Source organism: Agrobacterium sp. (genome assembly GCF_059499945.1).
Map to the genome: position 1 here is coordinate 148,927 of NZ_JCABZP010000011.1, position 19,016 is coordinate 167,942.

Below are 19,016 nucleotides of genomic sequence, written 5' to 3' on the forward strand. Positions count from 1 at the left end.
CCGGTCCGCCACAATTCATTCAGCGCCCGTTCAGCAGCCGAGCTGTATTTCCTTAACCATCGAATTTGCAACTGGCAGCACCCTGCCACCTGTACGGAAGAACACACCATGTCGTCCTTTGCAGCTAAAACAGTTCTGACAATTGCTGTCGCCGCCGCTACCATTGTTCCCTTGAGCAGCGCATCCGCTGGCGACTGGGACCGCCGTGATCGTCGCGATGCTGCCATTCTGGGTGGCGTACTCGGTCTTGCAGCCGGTGTCGCCGTCGGCTCCGCAATGTCCCGCCCGGCGCCGGTGGATGATGAGCGTGTCTATATCGACCCGCCCCGTCGTTATGAGCCGAGCTATGTCGATGAAGAGCCGGACTATCGCTACTATCGGCCCCAGCCGCAGCCTGTTTATCGCCCCGCTCCGGTCTACCGCCCGCAACCTGTCTATGACAGCCGCCCGGTTTACGGCCAGCGCGCCACCTATCGCACCATCGAGCCCTGGACCAACGCCTGGTACGACTATTGCTCGCAGCGTTACCGGAGCTTCAATTCCCGCACCGGGACCTATACGGATTATGACGGCCAGCGTCATTTCTGCGTAGCGGGTTGATCAAGCCGACCTTCGGCACAATTATGGTCGTTATTGTCAGGCCGCGGACGGAAACGTCCGCGGCTTTTCATCATGCGTCAACCGGCCCCGCGCCGGCTCACGCCGCGCCGCTCTTCACATAATCCGCCCGGTTGATGCCGTGCCGCTGCAGCTTGTCGTAAAAGGTCTTGCGGGCTATGCCGAGCGTGGCGATGGTTTCCGCCACGTCGCCATTCGATTGTTCCAGCGTTTCGCGGATGATGCGCGCTTCGATCTCATCCATGCGCTCCGGCAAGGTGCCGGAGGCGGGGAGCGCGGATTGCAATGCAGGCGCGTCCGCCGGTTCCGTCTCCAACCCCAGCACCACCCTTTCGGCGAAATGCCCGAGTTCGCGCACATTGCCCGGCCAGTCATGATCATTGAGGCGGCGGGAAATGCCCGAGCTGATCTGCGGCACCGGCATGTTGAAACGGTTGGCGGCCTTCGTGACGAAATGGGAGAACAGCAGCGGAATATCCGCCTTGCGTTCGCGCAGCGGCGGTATTGACAGCGTCACGACATTCAGCCGGTAATAGAGGTCCTCGCGAAAGGTGCCGCGCTCGAATGGATCACCAAGATCGACCTTGGCCGCCGCCACCACGCGGATATCGACCGGCCGCTCCTCGTTCGACCCGAGTGGCGAGACCTCGCGCATTTCCAGAACACGCAGCATCTTCACCTGTACCGCAAGCGGCATGCTTTCGATCTCATCCAGAAACAGGGTGCCGCCGCTTGAATGTTCGATACGGCCGACGCGTTTTTTCTGCGCGCCGGTAAAAGCTCCCGGTTCATGGCCGAAAAGCTCGCTTTCAATCACCGTTTCCGGCAGCGCCCCACAATTGAGCGCCACGAAATTACCTTTTGAGCGTTTCTTGCTCCAGCGATGAAGGGCCGTTGCCACCACTTCCTTGCCGCTGCCGGTCTCGCCAGCCACCAGCACATCCACGTCGGTATCGGCAATGTGCCGAAGCGTGGTGCGCAGGCGCTCCATGGCGGGCGTCTGACCGATCAGCGGCAGATCATCCTCCGCCTGTCCCGCCGCCCGGCGAAGGGCGCGGTTTTCCAGTACCAGCCGGCGCTTTTCCAGCGCCCGGCGCGCGCTTTCCACTATGCGTTCGGCGGGAAATGGCTTGGCGATAAAATCATAAGCGCCGTTGTGAAGCGCATCGACGGCCATCGGCACATCGCCATGCCCTGTGATGAGGATGACAGGCAGATCGGCATCGATCTTGCGGACATGGTCGAAAAACTCAAGCCCGGTCATGCCCGGCATGCGCACATCGGTGATAACGACGCCGTCGAAATCCTCGTTCAGAGCCGCAAGCGCCTGTTCTGCGCGAGAAAACGACGTGACCGGCAATCCATCAAGTTCCAGCGTCTGCACCATCGCCTTGCGCAGCTGCGAGTCGTCATCCACCAGGAATATGGTTCCGTCCGCCGTCATGTCATGCTCGCTTCAGAAATACGGAAAAACATGTGCCCGCCTTGCTGCTTGCCACCTCGATACGCCCGCCATAATCCGAAGCAATATCGTTGGATATGACGAGACCGAGGCCGAGGCCGCTTTCCTTTGATGTGTTGAATGGCGAAAAAAGCTGGGCGCGGATGGCTTCGGGAATGCCCGTGCCATTGTCGCTGACGGAAAGCACGACCATGTCGCCTTCTTCGCGCACACGAACTTCGACACGGGCCGCCCCAGTCTCTTCAGTGGCTTCCAGCGCGTTTTGCAGAAGGTTGATGAGGATCTGCTCCAGCCGGATACGGCTGCCGAGCACCTTCAGGTCCTGATCCGGCAATACGATATCCAGCGCATCCATCTGCCCTGAAAAGCGGCTGCGCAACAGCATGACCGCACCCTCGATGACCAAGCGAACGCTGACCGGTTCGGCGGCGGTGCGGCCCTTCCGGGCCAATATTTTCAGGTCGCCGGTAATCGTGCCGATGCGCTCGGTCAACGCCGCGATGTTTTCGAGATTTTCGGTGGCCTCGGACATGCGGTCGCGTTTCAGCAGCGTGCGGGCATTATCGGCAAAGGCGCGGATCGTCGCCACCGGCTGATTGATCTCGTGCGCCACACCCGCCGCCACCTGCCCCAGGATGGAAAGGCGGTTGGCCTGCACCAGCTCGTGCTGCACATTGCGCAACTCACCGGTGGTTTTTTCATGCAGGGCGATTTCGGCCTGCAGGTGATCGCGGGTTCTGGTCAAGTCGCGGGTGCGCTCCTGCACCTTCATTTCCAGCTCGGTGCGGGCGCGCTGTTCCTCTTCCTTTTCCTTAAGCGCCCTGTGCCTGCGCCACAGCCACAGGGCCGAAAGCGCCATCAGCGGCATCAGCGTCGCCAGCGCCACCACCCTGCCCTCGCGGATTGTGGCGTTCAGCGCCGGCGCCACGGGCTGCAGATAATGCAGGGTCCATGAAGTGGTCGGAACCGGCATTTCGAGCTGCAAATAATCGCCGCGCTCGCTCCCCGGTTGATCGACATGAATGAGCGGAACGCCCTCGCTTGAGCGCCGCGCAGCGTGAAATGGCAAGGTTGAAAGCGCCTCATTGCCAAATTGCAGGCTCTCGGAAATGATTTTCCGCTGCGCCTCATCAATCGGCGCGACGGTCCGGAAGCGCCATTCCGGCACGCTGGTCATCAGCACGACGCCGTTTCTGTCGACCACATAGACCGGTTTGCCTCCGATGTTCCAGTCGGTCTCCAGCCGGTTGAACTCGACCTTGGCGATGACGACGCCAAGCGGCCGCCCGTCGGCGGAATCGATACGGCGGGAGATATAAAGACCCGGCCGGCGGCTGACATTGCCAAGCGCATAATGTTCGGACATGCCGGTCTTCATCGCCGCCTGGAAATATTCGCGAAAAGCATAATTGGAGCCGACAAAGCTGTCCGCCTGCCGCCAGTTGCTCGACGCAATGGTCAATCCGGTCGGCCCGGTCACATAGATCACCGAGGATTGCGTCCCTTCAATCAGCCCTTCCAGCTTGCGATTCAGCCGATCGAGGGCAGGAGCACCACCACCATCCAGCGCCACGGCAAGATCGGGATCTCCTGACAGGACCAGCGGAATGGCGCGCGGCCGCTCCAGCGCAACATTCAGGAGCGCGATCTTCAGTTCGGCGTCCGTGGCAGCGTCGGAACCCGCCACCCGCAGCGCCTGGTTGCGGGCGAACTCATCGGCCACCAGGAGAACACCAAGACTGACGAGCAGCCACAGGCCCGCCAGCGCCAGCCATTGCGCCCGCCGCTTCGCCTGGGAATGAGGTGCCTGATCCTGATAGGTCATGGGATAATTGTGCGGATTTACGCACAGATCGCAAGAGATTTTGTCCGGAATTCCACACAAACGTCCGTAAGCCAGCAAAGCCTCAATAAAAACTACTTTTGAAATCAGCCGGTTACAGCAAATAAACAAGTCTGGCATGCGTATTGCACATGACTCCGCAATCGGCGCGAAGCCGTCAACGACACGGCGATCCCGGGAGGCCAATAAAGGCAGGGTGAGGCCGAGGAGGAAAAAACATGATCGATACGACAGCCGTGGCCGCAGGCCACGCCAAAATGCCATTTTACAAGCACCTGTATTTTCAGGTTCTGGTGGCCATCATCGCCGGTATCGCGCTCGGCCATTTCTATCCGACCTTCGGCGAACAGCTGAAGCCGCTCGGCGACGGCTTCATCCGCCTCGTCAAGATGATCATCGCTCCCGTCATCTTCCTCACCGTCGCAACCGGCATCGCCGGCATGAACGACATGAAGAAGGTGGGCCGCGTCGCCGGCAAGGCCATGATTTACTTCCTGGTATTCTCCACGCTTGCGCTCATCGTTGGCCTCATCGTCGCCAACACCGTGCAGCCGGGCGCCGGCATGAACATCGATCCCGCCACGCTGGATGCCAAGGCTGTCGCGACCTACGCCGACAAGGCCCATGAGCAGACTATCACCGGCTTCCTGATGAACATCATCCCGACCACCATCGTCGGTGCTTTCGCCAGCGGCGACATCCTGCAGGTGCTGTTCTTCTCGGTTCTCTTCGGCATCGCGCTCGGCATCGTCGGCGAAAAGGGCAAGCCCGTCACCGATTTCATGCATGCCCTGATGTATCCGATCTTCAAGCTAGTCGCGATCCTGATGAAGGCCGCTCCCATCGGCGCTTTTGGCGCGATGGCCTTCACCATCGGCAAATACGGCATCTCGTCCGTTACAAACCTCGCCATGCTGATCGGCACGTTCTACATCACTTCCTTCCTGTTTGTGTTCGTGGTTCTCGGCGCCGTCTGCCGTTACAACGGCTTCTCGATCGTCGCACTTATCCGCTACATCAAGGAAGAACTGCTTCTGGTTCTCGGCACCTCTTCTTCGGAAGCCGCCCTGCCGGGCCTGATGAGCAAGATGGAAAAGGCGGGCTGCAAGCGCTCCGTCGTCGGCCTCGTCATTCCCACCGGTTATTCCTTCAACCTCGATGGCACCAACATCTACATGACGCTGGCGGCGCTCTTCATCGCACAGGCAACCGGTATCCACCTCTCCTTCGGTGAACAGATCCTCCTGCTGCTCGTTGCCATGCTCTCGTCCAAGGGTGCGGCCGGCATCACCGGCGCTGGCTTCATCACGCTCGCAGCCACGCTCTCCGTCGTGCCTTCGGTTCCAGTTGCCGGCATGGCGCTGATCCTCGGCATCGACCGCTTCATGTCGGAATGCCGTGCGCTCACCAACTTCGTCGGCAATGCGGTCGCCACCATCGTCGTCGCCCGCTGGGAAGGCGAACTGGATCAGGACCAGCTTGCCCGCGTTCTGAGCGGCAAGGAAGAGTTCACCGGCATCGCCGATGTGGATTCGCTTCCGGCATCGGTCCAGCCGGCCGAATAATACGACCTCCCAAGGTCTGGCCTGTCCCGGTTTTTCCCGGGCAGGCAACTACAGAAAGCCCGGAGCATCTTGCGATACTCCGGGCTTTTCCGTTACGGAATTGCAAACTGTGCAGTGTCAGCCTTTCGCGGCCAATGCCTTATCGAGACCGCGCTTCACACCGGCAAACAGCTCGTCCAGCTGCTCGGCAGTGATGATCAGCGGCGGGCAGAAGCAGATGGCTTCACCGATCGGCCGGGTGATGACGCCTTCGCTTTCGATGGCCGCAGCCAGCGTGAGCGTGGTATCACCCGCCTTCATGCCCTCCCATGGCTTTACCTCCAGCGCGCCGATCAGGCCGATACCGCGCGAGGAATGAATAAGCGGGTGGTCGGCAAGCGCGTTCAGATGATCGAGGAACTTTCCTTCCAGTCGGGCAACATTACCGACAAGGTCGCGCTCCTGAATGATCTTCAGGTTTTCCAGCCCCACAGCCGTTGCGACCGGATGGCCAGAGGCGGTGTAGCCGTGGCCGAAGGAGCCGATACGATCGGATTCATCGGCAATCGGCTGGTAGAAACTGTCATTCATGATGATCGCCGAAAGCGGCATGTAGGACGACGAAATCTGCTTGGAGACGACAAGCACGTCCGGCTTGATGTCATAGGTCTCGCAGGCGAACATCTTGCCGGTTCGGCCGAAACCGCAGATCACCTCGTCCACGACAAGCAGAATATCGTATTTCTTCAGTATCGCCTGCACACCCTCCCAATAACCTTCAGGCGGCAGGAGAACGCCGCCGGCGCCCATCACCGGCTCGCCCCAGAAGGCGGCGATGGTCTCGGGACCTTCGCGCAGGATCAGATCCTCCAATTCCCCAAGGATACGTGCGGTGAACTCCGCTTCGCTTTCGCCATCCTTGCCGAAATGCACATAGGAAGGGCAGGCCGTGTGCAGCATGCGGTCCAGCGGCAGATCGAAGCTTTCATGGTTGCGCGGCAGGCCGGTGATCGAGGCCGAGGCGATGGTCACGCCATGATAACCCTTGATGCGGCCAATGATCTTCTTCTTGTTCTTCTCGCCCAGGGCGTTCGAGCGATACCAAACCATCTTGGCAACGAGATCGTTGGCTTCGGAGCCGGAGGAGGTGAAGTGCACCTTGGACATCGGCACCGGCGAAAGCTCGATCAGCAACTCGGCGAGATCGACGGACGGGCCGTGCGTCTTGTAGGAAAAGGTGTGGTAATAGGGCAGCTTCTGCATCTGCTTCGTCGCCGCTTCCACCAGCCGCTTTTCACCGAAACCGAGCGCCACCGACCAGAGCCCCGCCATCGCCTCGATATAGCGCTTGCCGCTGCTGTCGGTCACATAGATGCCTTCGCCGCTCTCGATGACAAGCCCGCCGGTCTTTTCGAATTTGCGCAGATTGACGTTCGGATGCATCTGATAGGCGATATCGCGTGCCTCGACGGAATTCGGCAGGATGGTCATCGATAAAGGCTCCATTTTCGGTTGATGGTCGGCGTGTCAGACGTGCTGGCCGCCGTTGATGTGAATTTCCGCGCCGTTGATGTAGCTCGACTGTTCCGAGCAGAGGAAATAGATGGTCTGCGCCACCTCGGCCGTGGTGCCGAGCCGCCCGAGCGGCACCTGCGCGTCCACCAGTTCCGCCGTTCCGGGGGAGAGGATGGCGGTGTTGATCTCACCCGGCGCAATGGCGTTGGCGCGCACGCCACGCGGGCCGAACTCATGCGCAAGTTCGCGCGTCAGCGCCGCGAGCGCCGCCTTCGATGTGGCGTAGGCCACGCCTGCAAAAGGATGCACACGTGAGCCCACAATCGATGTGACGTTGACGATGGAGCCCTTCGCCTCCTCAAGTTCCGGCAAAAGCGCGCGGGCAAGCAGCGCCGTCGAAACGAGATTGACGTTCAGCACCCGCGTCCAGATATCCGCCGTCGTATCCTTCACACCGAGACGACTTCCGCCTTCACCCTTGGGCGAAATTCCGGCATTGTTGACAAGCGCCGCAAGCTTTCCCTCCGGCAGGCGTGAACGCACCTCGTCCGCCAGAGCGTCAATACGGGACAAGTCCTCCAGATCAGCCTGAATATGGCTTTCCCGTGCAGACGGCCAACGGCATTCCTCGGAGAAGGGTTGCCGCGATACGGTGAGAATTCTCCAGCCCTTTTCCTGAAACAGCTTGACGGTGGCATGCCCTATTCCGCGGCTGGCGCCGGTCAGAAGCATATAAGGAACAGCCATATGAGAACTCCTGTGCCATGCGGACCGTTGAGCCGGCCGCGCATTCAGCCCCGCATGTTAGAGCGCTGCCATCGGCTGACAAGGTCTTTTTTGTCGCGGCGCAGCGATGGCGGATCGGCGACGGGCTAATCCCATTTGATGTACGGCTTTCACCCGAAGGGAATATTTGAAGCCGACCGTTTCCCCATAAAATGAAGCCTCCCGAATGTGTGATCAGTATTGGGAGGGGGACGAATGCGCATCGATATCATCGACACGGACGCCGGCTTCGAGGCGATCCGCGAAAACTGGGATGCGGTGTTCATGGCCGATCCCCATGCCCGGCATTTCCTCTCCTGGGGATGGCTCAGGGATTATATGCCGCGCCGCAGGCGCTGGTTCATCCTTGCGCTGCGCGAACGGCCGGAAGGCTCGCCCTATGTGGCGTTTTTCCCGCTGCGCATCGTCACCGAACCGGACAAGAAAACCGGCCGCTTCCATGATAGCATCGTCATGGCAGGCAATGCGGCGGCGGATTACACCGGCTTCATCACCCTGCCGGACTATGAAGATCACGCCGTTGCCGGTTTCTGCTCCTATATACGCCAGCAGAACTGGACAGAACTGAAACTCGATTATCTCTCCGGCCCGCCGGAGCGTCGCGACGCAATGATCCGCGCGCTTCAGGGTCCGCTCGTCATGTTCCGCGACAACATGCCGACCAACCCCTACAACATCAACAATTGCATCTGCCCAGTGGTGGCCCTGCCGGAGACGTTCGATAGCTATCTCGACAGCCATATGAGCAGCCAGACCCGGCAAAAGCTCCGACGTTTCCTGAGAAAGGTCGAAGGCGGCGATGAATATAGCATCACCTTCGCGACGAGAGAGACGATCAGGCGGGATATGGATATCCTGTTCGATTTCTGGCGCATCCGCTGGGCGCCGCACAAGGGCAAGGAGCGTACGGAACTCCTGATCGGCGCGACACGACAAATGTTGATGGATGTCTATATCCGCGGCGATCTGGAAGTACCGGTCCTCTGGTTCGGCGACCAGCCGTTGGGGGCACTCGCCAATATCATCGACCGCCAGAAGAAGTCGGTCCTGTTCTATATCACCGGCCGCGACGAGAACTGGAAGACCCCTTCCCCCGGCCTCGTGCTGCATGGCCACTGCATCCGCCGGGCGATCGAGCAGGGTTTCAGGACCTATGATTTCCTGCGCGGCAACGAGCCTTACAAATATTTCTTCGGGCCGGAGGAGCAGAAGCTGAGCTGCACGTTGTTCCGCACCCGCTCGGGCGAAAATCTCGGCGGCACGCTTCACCCCCGCAGCATCCGTTTTGTCTACGAACAGGCGCTCAAACTCTACAAGAGCGGCCAGAAGGCGGCCGCCAATATCGCCTTCGGGCAGGTGCTTGCCGCAGCACCTGACCATCTCGGCGCGCAATTCGGGCTCGCCAATCTGTCGTTCGACCGGGGTGAATTCCGGGAGGCCGAGATCGCCTTTCTAAGCCTTCTGGCCGCTGGCCAGGAACCCGTCGTCCTGTGGCTTCGCATCGGCGAGGCCCGGCTGGCGCAGCAGTACTACCACGAGGCATCCGAGGCCTTCCGCCAGGTAACCAATCGCGCACCCTTCCACCGGGAAGCGCTTTATAAATGCGCGGTGGCGCTGATTGCCGCCGAAAGAACGGTGGAAGGCGCTGAAATTCTCGACAGGCTGCAGCATTATCATTCCGACGATGCGGCGCATCTGGAATATGCAGAAAAAGCCCGTGCAGCCCTTGCCAGGCTGGAACTGGCAAAGACAAAGGTTCCGCTGCCGTCAGATATCGTCACGCTCGCCATCAAGCCGAAAACGGCGGGCAAACGCTGGCACCCGCCAAAGGTTTTGCATTAAAGGCAACGCCCTGTAAGTTGCGGCTGGAAAAACCGGCCGGACGACTTGCAAGGATTTTTGATGTTTCTGACCAACAAGGACATGCTCGATCTCGTTGAGCTTCGCCATGATCTGCACCGTCATCCGGAAATCTCCGGCGAAGAAAAGGAAACAGCGCGGCGCATCCGCACTTTCCTGAAGCAGGCGCAGCCCGACCAGCTTTTTGCGGATCTCGGCGGCCATGGCGTCGCCGCGATTTATGACAGCGGCAAAAGCGGTCCGGCGATCCTGATCCGTTCGGAGCTCGATGCTCTGCCTATCCACGAAAAGAGTGAGGCCGAATACCGCTCCGGCACTGATGGGAAGGGCCATCTTTGTGGCCATGACGGCCATTCCACCATTCTGACGGCGCTGGCGCTCGGCCTTTCCCGGCAGCGCCCGGAGACCGGCCGCGTCATCCTTCTGTACCAGCCGGCGGAAGAAACCGGTGCGGGCGCCGCCGCCGTGCTCGCCGACCCGCGCTTCGAACACATAAAGCCGGACTACTCCTTTTCACTCCACAACCTGCCGGGCCTGCCTTTCGCCCATGTCAGCGTCGTGGAGGGACCGGTCAACTGCGCGTCGCGTGGTGTCAAAATCCGCCTTTCCGGCAAGACCGCGCATGCTTCCTCGCCCGAACACGGCATTTCCCCCATGCGGGCCATCTCTCAGCTAATGCCGGCCTTGGCCGAACTCGGCTCCGGTTTCCCGCCTGAGCCTGATTTTTCGATGGTGACGATCACCCATGCCGTTATGGGTGAAGCCGCTTTCGGCATTTCTCCGGCCGATGCGGAAATCTGGGCGACGCTGCGGACACTGACCGACGACCGGATGGAAAAACTCTGCGAGGCTGCGGAGTCATTGGCGAGAAAGGTTGCAGCCGAGCAGAAGCTGGCACTCGACATCACCTATGACGATATTTTCCTCCATTGCGAAAATGCGCCCGACGCGGTCGAGCATATCCGGCAAGCGCTGGACGAGGAGAAAATCTCCCACGGTTCGGAAGGGCTGCCCATGCGGGCTTCCGAGGATTTCGGCCGTTTTCGCGCCGTTTCGTCTTCGGCCATGTTCTTTCTCGGTGCAGGCAGGGACTACCCCAACCTGCACAATCCCGATTACGATTTTCCGGACGCGCTGATCGTCAGCGGAGCACGCATCTTCATGCGTATCATCCGCAACCTCACCGACGTGAAATAAGCGGCCACCGGCGTCACGCCGGCCTGCCTCAGCCGCCGCCCTGCGGGCCGTTACTCGGACGAGCGGCGCGCACGGCAGCCAGGCCCTTGATCCCATCCTGATTTCCGATGGCTGTCAGGCTTTCGAAAATCTGTGCCGCTTCGCCGTAACGGCGCATGGCGAGGTAGGAATAACCACGCAGCACCATCAGGTCCGTGCGCTCATCCGCCAGCCGTGCCCGCTGGTCGAGCAGGAGAAGCGTTTCGGCATAACGCTTCGACTGGAAGGCAGAAACCGCGCGGTCAGCAAGGATCGAGACCTGCAGCTCCGTCGCGCGCGGGCGGTCCATGCTCGATTTCGTCGCCGAAACGGCGGCATGGTCCGTCAAGCCCATGCGCAGATAAGCAAGGCTCTGGCCATAGGCTGCGTCGCTTTTAACTGCCGACTGACCGCCTTCAAGCGCGGCTTCGAAGGCTTTCAGCGCCTCCGCCGGCCGGTTCGTCTCCATCAGGCACCAGCCGAGATCGAGCGCCTGCTGCGGCGGCAGACGCTGCGGATCGGGATAGGCCGCGCAGGAGCGTGGGCGCGATGCGGCGCTAGCTTCCCTTTGCACCTGCGCCGGGCGGCGCGCCTGCTTGCGCGAAGGTTCCGGCTGCTGGACGACAGGCGGGGCATATACCACCGCCGTCTCGCCCTGCGGCGCATAGGTCGGTGCAGGCGCCGTCGCCTGTGGGGCAGTGGATGGCGCGGTTATGGGGGCAACCGTCTGCCCGGACTGATCCACCATGCGCGCCGTTCCCACATCGGCGATCCGCTGGGAGCGGCTTGCCCATTGCTGCTGGATGCCACGCAGACCGGCGAGATTGCGAAGATCGTGATAGCTGACGGCCATGCCGTAGGCAGACGGCTCATCATCGGGCTTCCAGCCAAGAGCCGTGCTGAACCATTGCAACGCAAGCGGGGTCTGCCGGAAGGCGAGCGAGTACCAGCCAAATTGCTGCGCGGTGGCCGCATCCTTGCGCGCCACGGTTTCAACGGCGATGCGTTGCAACACATCCGGCGGCAGCACGACCGGCGGCTGCAGCGCAAGAATATTGGCCGTTGCGGCAAGATAGGTCGCAAGCGCATCGTCGGAAGCCGTGCGCCATTTATACATGACGTCCTCGGCCTCGCGCGGCTCGTTACGGTCGATCAGCGCCAGCGCCAACCCTTGAGAGGCGGACGCGCTGTCTTCCTCTTCCCGCGCCTTGCGGAACCACTTTTCCGCCTCTGTCATGTTCTTCTGGCGGATATTGTACCAGCCGAGCAACAGGGCGTCGCTCGCAAGCTTGTCGGTTTCGGCAAGCCGCTCAAGCCGCATCACATAGGCGGAGGGAACGGTGATGCGCTCTTTTTCGCCCTCTTTCACTTTTTCCCCGGCCTTGGCTACAAACTGGCGGGCGAGATCGTTCTTCACCGGTTCGAATTCCAGTTGGCCGTCTGCGCCAGGTTTTTCCTTGGCCAGCAGATCGTCCATCATTTCCGCCGGCAGAAGCGCAGATGCCTTCTGCACCGTGGCGAGCCTGTCGCTTGCAACAGTGCAATTGTTGAGAATGTAGAGATAGGCGTCGCGCGCCCGTCCCATCCGGTCGGTATTGGCGAAGGCGTCGGCCACCCGCCACAGAACATCGACTTCGCTGCAGGTCAGCAGGCCGGGATTGTTGGCCGCCGTATCCACCACCGTCGCATATTGCTTGAGATCGGAGGCATTGACGAGCCGCTGGCGCGCTTCGGCCAAGGTGAGCATGCCCGTCAGATTGTCGGGCGGCTGCCAGCCGGGTTCCCCCTGCTGGCGGTCGGCAATCGCCTTTCTCACCTCGGCATAACGGCCATCTGTATAAAGCTGCCACATGGCATCGAGCCGCGGATCGCCGTTTTCGGGAATGGCGAGAGGACCGGCCGGCGGCGTCCAGTTGGGATAAAGCGTGCGAAGACGCGCGATTTCAGCCTGAAGGCGCTGGGTATCGCCTCTCGCCGCAAAATAGCGTAGCGCGCTGAGATCGACTTCGGGCATGCTGCCCGATGTGGGCTGGGGCGTACGGGGGGCCGGTGCCTGCGCCGTCTGTGTTTGCGGTGCTTGCCCGCCGGCCTGCGTCACCGGCAAAGGATCGGTCGCCGGCACCGTTACCGGCGGTGTCGCGGGCTGAGTCACCTGCGCCATCTCGCGGTTTTTGACGAAAGCGTTGATCTGCGCCGGATTGGCTGCCGGCGAAATGCGCTGCACGGCGCGGTTATCACCGACCGCCGAGGTATGCACGTCCGAAACCCGCCCGAGAATGCTGTCGCGCCAGTGGAAGGCGGCGAGCGCAATCAGAAGCAGGATGAGAGCCGAGGTCGACAATGGCTTGTTCATCGGCATTCCCCGTTATTCCTTGCCAGAAACGACAATGCCAGAAGATGCAATGTGGAGGGATAATAAAGTGTTGGCTGAAAGTTTTTAAGTTCGGCGGGAATGGCCGCCCCCCCGCTGACGCAGCCGGCGAGCGCCGGAATGATACGATAGCCGGGATCCGACAGGACATCCTTGACCTCGCCACTCTTCAGGTCGAAGGTTCCGGCAGCGCCGCTTTCCAGCGTCATGCCGGTTTTCAGACGGGAAAGCAGATCCGGCGAGCCCATCTTCGCCATTGCAAGATAAAGCGGAATACGCACCGCATTATAACCGAATTCCGGCGGAAAACCCGACGCCGGCTGCGGCTTCGTCTTCACAGACACCCAATCGGCCGGCAGTTTTCTATCGCTGAAAGCGAAGGCGCCGATCTGCGCCACGCCGTCATCGGCAAGAGCTTTCCAGAGCGGCGATGGCGCAACGAGATTGAGGACCGGAAACGCCTCGAAAATCAGATAGGAAGGATTGACCACTGGCCCGTCCTCCCGGTCGCCCTCGTCAAAACCGCTGGCAGCCGGCAGAAGCAGCACCCGCCCGCCACGTTGTACCACCGTCTTCTTGAGAACGGCGGATGCGATGGCCGCGGATGCTTCGGCATAATCCTGACGGTTCCATTGCCCGGCCGCCAGCGCCAGCGCATAGGCGATCAGAATATCGCCATCCGTGGCATTGTTGATATCAGTGACATGCGGCTTGGTGCGCGGATCCCATTTCCAGGCGGAAAGTCCGTCATCACGCACTAGGAGCTCGGTACGTGTGAAACTCCAGATCAATTCGAAGTCGGACAGGTTGTCTGCAAGCACGGCAAGCCACATGCCGTAGCCCTGCCCTTCGCTGTGGCTGATATTGCCGTTGCCGGTATCGATGATACGACCACCGGAATCCAGAAATGCACCCTTATAGGTCGACCACGCTTCCGGTGAGACCGAAGCGGCGCAGCTGACCGAAATACCTGCAAACACCGCCATCACGGACACGAGGAGAATGCCGGCCAGTTTCGAGATCCCGTTCTTCATCGATGCCGCCCCATCATGCGCAGCATCGTGAAAGTTGCGACGCCGAGGAGAGAAACGAAACCGATGAATGCCAGCGAATAGGAAAGCACATTGGATGACAGCCAGTTGGCGGCAACCAGCCTCCAGTTGGACAGGGAAAACGCCCGCGTGACGTAAAAATACGGCCGCTCCACCTCCACCGTTTCGAGCTTTTCGGCAGCGGCATCGTAGGCGGCGACACGACCCGTGACACCGCGCCAGCGGTTTTCCCGCGTCATCGCCGCCATGCCGTCAAGAAGTTCCGCTGATGTCGGTGCTGTGGCAAGCGTCCACACCCCCTGGCCGGAGGGGCTGAGTCCCTGCGCCAGCATGAAGGAGACATTGCCGGGTGGCGCATAGAGCTGCTCGGCCGCCGGCAGGAAGCGCAGCGTATCCGAGCTCAGGTCGAAATTCCGCTTCATCCAGTCCTCGAGAGACGACACCTGCCCCTCCCAGACACCTCCGTCCACCCGCTCCCGCCAGTCGTTAAAGAGGGTTTCGCTGCTCTGGGCGGGCGGCTGAACGCCGGTTCCCATTTTCCAGGATATCTGGCTGGAAGGAACGAGATTAAACTGGCCGATCAATGCCTGCGGGAATTGCGAAATCGTTCCAACGAACAGCGCGTCGCGGTCGCCGATCACCAGCGGCGATGCGACAGTCTCGATGTTGATGGGATGCCCCGCCACGCTTGCCAGTCGGCTGATCAGCGTCGCTGCCGCAGACATGGTGTCAGTGTCAAAACGGTCGAGTGACAGTGCAACAGGAGTTCCGCCGGTCCGATAGGGCTGTCCGGCGCCCGCCATCGCGGCGAGGTCGGGCTTGCGGCCGATCTGTGCATAGTCCGGAATATGAAGTTCAGACGTGTCGAACAACGCAAAACGCGGGGTCGTGCTGGCGGGCGCGCCCGGCGCACAGGCCTGATCCTGCGCCGTCATCAGCACCGCCTCGATGGTTACCTTGTTGGGCCCCGGCTTGAAATGACGCATCGTCACATTGATCGGCAGATGCCGGAAAATGCCGCCGCCATTGTTGGAAATCGGCACGGTCGAGGCGATCTCGTCATTGACGTAGATATCGATATGGCTGCCCGGCAGTACCTGCGACGAATAGGCGGCGTCGAGCAGAAGCGACGCCTCGCCATAGGCCGAGGCATAAAAATCGGCGGGCATGCCCACGTAAAACTCATTGCGGAAACGCCGGCCGCCAAATTCGGTGCTTTCCAGGCCAAGTTCGGAAAGCGCGATACGGCGGTCCGACATCACAAGCGGCACATCGGGCGCATGCCAGCTGCGGGTTGAAAAGGTCGTTCTCTGCGCGCCGGGCGTACGCGATATCGAGGAAAACAGCGTCTCTATTGCCGCCTGAACCGCCTGCGGGCTGGGGCCGCTGACGAAAAGCGGCGAAAGACCGCTAGGTGCTGCGGCGCCAAAGCCGGCAAAGGCGCCCGCCGACGCCTCGGGCGGCAGCGTACCGACTATCCCGGCAATCTCACGGGCGGTTCCGACGAGGACCGTCAGCGTGCCTGCCTTGCGTTCTGTGGAAGGCGCGGCCACGAAACGGATCGCCTGGTTCGGCATCTGGGTTCTGAGCGCTAGCGCCTGTGAAAGACGCAGGAGAGAATCCGCAAACGCCGGATTGCCCAGTGCCGGCGCGACAATCTCGATCGACGTCATCGCCTTGCCGTCCGGCCCCGTTGCCTGAATATCGTCGATATTGGCAAAGCTTCCTGCGACATCGGCATTAAAGCCGATATAGGTGCTCGCAGGGTCGACATCGGTCCACAGATCATAGGTGGACTGGATCGTGCAATCGGTTCTGTGGCGTTGCTGCACGCCCAGTCTCACGACATTTGAGCCGACCTGCAGGACGCCGGGCGGAATCTTCAAGGAGACATTGCCCTCGCTGTCGGGCGCTTCAATACGCGCCGGCTCCAGCGGGACATTGTTCAGGCTGACCTGAAAATTCGAGCTTTCCGGCGCGACCACGATGGCGTTCTGATAGCCGATATTGAGCGAAACGGCGGCATTCACCTGCTCCGGCGTCAGATAGATGCTCCATTGCCGGCGGTCGATCTCACCGGAAAGGCTGAGCTTTTCATAGGGCAGGATATATCGGCGGCGGCTGTCGGCGCTGAGCGGCGAGGCCTGCGCCGGAACCGGCCTTGCGCCTTCCTGACGCGGAGGAGCCGAAACCGGCGGCGGCAACGGAACGGCGGGGCGTTGTTGCTGCTGCGGCGCGGGCTGAACCGAAAAGGGCGGCGTGGCGGATGGCTGAGACGGCGTTGGGGCCGGCTTCTGGGCAGGAGGCTGCTGGCGCGGTACGGCAGGCGGAATGGCGGACGGCGGTACGGGTGTCGGAGCAGTTTGGGCGGGCCGTTCCGGCGACATGTCGAAGGGGGAGGACTGCGCCATCGCGCCCGTCGCAACGGCCCCCCATACCAGCACTGCCAGAGAATCCCGGATGGATTTACGGCCGGTCATTTTACGGCTCCGACAGGTTTGGCGTCTTTGGGAGCGGGCCGAAGCGTCCGGACCAGATAATAGAGGCCACGCTGCGTCTGGAAGAGCGAGATGGCCAGGAAGATCGCCGTGCCGCGGATAAGGCCGGGGTTCTTGCGGCGCACCCGCTGAAACTCGCTCCACTGTTCCGAATTGGCGAAAATCAGGTCCGCGATCAGGCGGTGATCGACGGCGCGCTGCGGCGAGAAGGTGCAACCGATCGAGACGAAACCCTCGCCCTTAACCGTCCGCACCACGTTGACAGGCATGGTTTCCGGCACACCCTCGCTATGCGGCTTGACCTTCACGATGGCCGTCGCCCCTTTTTCGATATTCGTCGCGCTATCGAAGAGATTGATCAGCAACCCGTGCACCGACACGTTATCGATAGAAGCCGGCACCCAGGCGTCGCTGCCCTCAAGCTTGACTTCGCAACGCCGTTTGACCGTGATGCGCCGCGACGCCGACTTATCGCCGCGTTCGGAAACGACACCGAGCGCGCAGCCTGCAAAGATGAGATTGAGCAGGTTCCAGCCGCCGACCACGAGCGTGACATCCGCCTTGTAGGGTTCGCTGTAGATGCGCCATACGGCAAAGGCCATCGCCACCACCAGCAGCGCGAAGATGACGAAGAACGGCCGGCTGATTTCCGAAAGCCGCGCCTCGGCAATGGATTCATCCTTCGCCGTCACCTTGAAGGTGGGCTTGCCGGGGTTGAAGATCACCGAAACCACGGCGGGCAGAAGGTGAACCGTCTGCACATATTCGTAAAGCTCAGAAATCCACGGCCAGCGGAAGCTGCCATAGAGATAGTTCTGCATCATCAGGTTCACGAGCATATAGGCCGCCGTATAGGCTAGGAACTCGCCGCCCGAGGCCACGAAAATCTGCAGGTCGAAGAACAGGTAGAACAGCGGCGCGAACAGGAAGATCGTGCGCGGAAACGGAAACAACCAGAACAGCGTCGATGACATATAGCAGAGACGCTGCGTAAACGAGAGACCGCGCCGGAACAGCGGCTGGCGGAAGATCAGGATCTGCATCATGCCCTGCGCCCAGCGGCTGCGCTGGCCGATGAAGCTTGCGAAGGTGGCGGGTTGCAGGCCGGCGATCAGCGGCTTGTCGACATAGATGCTGTTCCAGCCGCGCGAATGCAGCGCGAGCGCCGTTTCGCAATCTTCCGTGATGCTGACGCCGCTGAAACCTTCCGTATCCTGCAGCGCCTCGCGCCGCAGCACGGCGGCGGAACCGCAGAAGAAAGCGCCGTTCCATTTGTCGAGACCGCGCTGGATGATGCCGTAGAACATCTCGTTTTCGCTCGGCATCGTCTCGAAGGTGCGCAGGTTGCGCTCGATTGGATCGGGATTGACGAAGAAATGCGGCGTCTGCACCAGGAAAAGCCGGGGGTCCTCTTCGAAATATCCCACCGTCTCCAGCAGGAAGTCGCGGGCGGGCGCGTGGTCGGCGTCGAACACGGTCACAAGCTCGCCGGTCGAATGGGCAAGACCGTTATTGAGATTTCCGGCCTTGGCATGGACGTTGCGTTCGCGCGTCAGATAACGCACGTCGAGCTCTTCGCAGAGCTTCTTCAGCTCTTCGTGGCGGCGCTGCGCCGCCTGCGCCTCGACAATATTGCTGGCGTTGCGCTTCTGCACCGAGCCGCCGTCGTCCAGCAGCCATACGGTGAAACGGTCAGCCGGATAGTCCATGTTCTTGGCCGCTGCCAGCGTATTGGCGAGAAGTTCAGCATCCTCGTTGTAGCTCGGCACGAAGACATCGACCGTCGGCCGATAATCGGGCGAACCGGGCCGCGTCTTGCGCGACGGCAGCGGCATCGATACGATGACAAGGCTGAGCCCCAGCATCACGACGCTGTACATCTCCGCCAGATAGAGCAGAAAACCGGGAATGAAGTTTTCGAGCTGGTTGACGGGCGGCAGTGTGCTCGTGGTACGCCAGTAGACATATCGCAGAACGATGGCGGTGCCGAAACCGAGCGCGACGAGGCGCCACGCGCCCTGCCCGTTGAAGCTCTTGATCGTTGCGAGAAGGATGAGCGAAATCGCGGTCGCCACCAGATGCGTCTGCAGGCTGACCGGCATCGTGACGATGGCCAGAACGCAAAGCGACACAAGCAACCAGACAATGACTGTGATGGCCTTGTTCATCCAGAAACTTTCCGTTCTCGTCCCCATCCGGAATTTAGGTCCGGAAATTTTGCGATATGCGCCTCGGCGCTCACTTCTCCGCTG

Annotated in this window: 12 protein-coding genes; 4 read left to right on the top strand and 8 right to left on the bottom strand. The window is 61.0% G+C overall.

Annotation, left to right across the window (positions count from 1 at the left end; all coding sequences use genetic code 11):
- Nucleotides 1–108: 108 nt before the first annotated feature.
- Complete coding sequence (locus AC5I5B_RS09700; RefSeq protein WP_003506390.1) at nt 109–600, top strand: BA14K family protein; 492 nt, start codon at nt 109–111, stop codon at nt 598–600.
- A 97-nt stretch (nt 601–697) separates the two neighbouring features.
- On the opposite strand, the gene AC5I5B_RS09705 is transcribed toward AC5I5B_RS09700, so the two are convergent.
- Nucleotides 698–2,062: a sigma-54-dependent transcriptional regulator gene (locus AC5I5B_RS09705; protein ID WP_112958618.1), complete on the bottom strand. Its 1,365-nt coding sequence runs from the start codon at nt 2,060–2,062 to the stop codon at nt 698–700.
- Nucleotide 2,063: 1 nt separating this feature from the next.
- On the bottom strand, nt 2,064–3,905 hold the full coding sequence (locus AC5I5B_RS09710; RefSeq protein WP_112958617.1) for a sensor histidine kinase: 1,842 nt from the start codon (nt 3,903–3,905) through the stop codon (nt 2,064–2,066).
- Between the two features lie 236 nt (nt 3,906–4,141).
- On the opposite strand from AC5I5B_RS09710, the gene AC5I5B_RS09715 reads away from it, so the two are divergent.
- Nucleotides 4,142–5,488, top strand: a complete 1,347-nt coding sequence (locus tag AC5I5B_RS09715) for a dicarboxylate/amino acid:cation symporter (protein WP_112958616.1) — start codon at nt 4,142–4,144, stop codon at nt 5,486–5,488.
- A 117-nt stretch (nt 5,489–5,605) separates the two neighbouring features.
- Here the strand turns inward: AC5I5B_RS09715 and AC5I5B_RS09720 are convergent, their stop codons facing one another.
- Both AC5I5B_RS09720 and AC5I5B_RS09725 read right to left on the bottom strand, forming a co-directional pair.
- Entirely contained in the window at nt 5,606–6,958 is a 1,353-nt protein-coding gene (locus AC5I5B_RS09720; protein WP_003506383.1) for an aspartate aminotransferase family protein, read from the bottom strand.
- A 36-nt stretch (nt 6,959–6,994) separates the two neighbouring features.
- On the bottom strand, nt 6,995–7,729 hold the full coding sequence (locus AC5I5B_RS09725; RefSeq protein ID WP_003506382.1) for an SDR family NAD(P)-dependent oxidoreductase: 735 nt from the start codon (nt 7,727–7,729) through the stop codon (nt 6,995–6,997).
- A gap of 234 nt (nt 7,730–7,963) precedes the next feature.
- Here AC5I5B_RS09725 and AC5I5B_RS09730 point away from each other — a divergent pair, with 234 nt between their 5' ends.
- Nucleotides 7,964–9,610, top strand: a complete 1,647-nt coding sequence (locus AC5I5B_RS09730; RefSeq protein WP_112958615.1) for a GNAT family N-acetyltransferase — start codon at nt 7,964–7,966, stop codon at nt 9,608–9,610.
- Nucleotides 9,611–9,670: 60 nt separating this feature from the next.
- The gene (locus AC5I5B_RS09735) at nt 9,671–10,825 is read left to right on the top strand and encodes an amidohydrolase (protein ID WP_111780242.1); all 1,155 of its coding nucleotides are present in this window, start codon (nt 9,671–9,673) and stop codon (nt 10,823–10,825) included.
- Nucleotides 10,826–10,853: 28 nt separating this feature from the next.
- Here AC5I5B_RS09735 and AC5I5B_RS09740 read toward each other — a convergent pair whose 3' ends face one another.
- Genes AC5I5B_RS09740 through bcsA form a run of 4 tightly spaced genes read right to left on the bottom strand, consistent with a single transcriptional unit; the run spans nt 10,854 to nt 18,932 of the window.
- Entirely contained in the window at nt 10,854–13,202 is a 2,349-nt protein-coding gene (locus tag AC5I5B_RS09740; protein ID WP_162724170.1) for a tetratricopeptide repeat protein, read from the bottom strand.
- Nucleotides 13,193–14,248, bottom strand: coding sequence for a family 8 glycosyl hydrolase (locus tag AC5I5B_RS09745; protein ID WP_065695084.1), 1,056 nt, complete (start codon nt 14,246–14,248; stop codon nt 13,193–13,195). The genes AC5I5B_RS09740 and AC5I5B_RS09745 overlap by 10 nt, the downstream gene beginning before the upstream one ends.
- Complete coding sequence (locus AC5I5B_RS09750; protein ID WP_112958614.1) at nt 14,245–16,746, bottom strand: cellulose biosynthesis cyclic di-GMP-binding regulatory protein BcsB; 2,502 nt, start codon at nt 16,744–16,746, stop codon at nt 14,245–14,247. Before AC5I5B_RS09750 ends, AC5I5B_RS09745 begins: the two co-directional genes overlap by 4 nt.
- The gene (gene bcsA, locus AC5I5B_RS09755; protein WP_003506371.1) at nt 16,743–18,932 is read right to left on the bottom strand and encodes a UDP-forming cellulose synthase catalytic subunit; all 2,190 of its coding nucleotides are present in this window, start codon (nt 18,930–18,932) and stop codon (nt 16,743–16,745) included. The genes AC5I5B_RS09750 and bcsA overlap by 4 nt, the downstream gene beginning before the upstream one ends.
- Nucleotides 18,933–19,016: the final 84 nt, after the last annotated feature.

What these genes read in the sequence shown, in the direction of transcription:
- AC5I5B_RS09700 (WP_003506390.1), top strand. Translation starts at nt 109, where the DNA reads ATGTCGTCCTTTGCAGCTAAAACAGTTCTGACAATTGCTGTCGCCGCC.
- AC5I5B_RS09705 (WP_112958618.1), bottom strand. Translation starts at nt 2,062, where the DNA reads ATGACGGCGGACGGAACCATATTCCTGGTGGATGACGACTCGCAGCTG.
- AC5I5B_RS09710 (WP_112958617.1), bottom strand. Translation starts at nt 3,905, where the DNA reads ATGACCTATCAGGATCAGGCACCTCATTCCCAGGCGAAGCGGCGGGCG.
- AC5I5B_RS09715 (WP_112958616.1), top strand. Translation starts at nt 4,142, where the DNA reads ATGATCGATACGACAGCCGTGGCCGCAGGCCACGCCAAAATGCCATTT.
- AC5I5B_RS09720 (WP_003506383.1), bottom strand. Translation starts at nt 6,958, where the DNA reads ATGACCATCCTGCCGAATTCCGTCGAGGCACGCGATATCGCCTATCAG.
- AC5I5B_RS09725 (WP_003506382.1), bottom strand. Translation starts at nt 7,729, where the DNA reads ATGGCTGTTCCTTATATGCTTCTGACCGGCGCCAGCCGCGGAATAGGG.
- AC5I5B_RS09730 (WP_112958615.1), top strand. Translation starts at nt 7,964, where the DNA reads ATGCGCATCGATATCATCGACACGGACGCCGGCTTCGAGGCGATCCGC.
- AC5I5B_RS09735 (WP_111780242.1), top strand. Translation starts at nt 9,671, where the DNA reads ATGTTTCTGACCAACAAGGACATGCTCGATCTCGTTGAGCTTCGCCAT.
- AC5I5B_RS09740 (WP_162724170.1), bottom strand. Translation starts at nt 13,202, where the DNA reads ATGCCGATGAACAAGCCATTGTCGACCTCGGCTCTCATCCTGCTTCTG.
- AC5I5B_RS09745 (WP_065695084.1), bottom strand. Translation starts at nt 14,248, where the DNA reads ATGAAGAACGGGATCTCGAAACTGGCCGGCATTCTCCTCGTGTCCGTG.
- AC5I5B_RS09750 (WP_112958614.1), bottom strand. Translation starts at nt 16,746, where the DNA reads ATGACCGGCCGTAAATCCATCCGGGATTCTCTGGCAGTGCTGGTATGG.
- bcsA (WP_003506371.1), bottom strand. Translation starts at nt 18,932, where the DNA reads ATGAACAAGGCCATCACAGTCATTGTCTGGTTGCTTGTGTCGCTTTGC.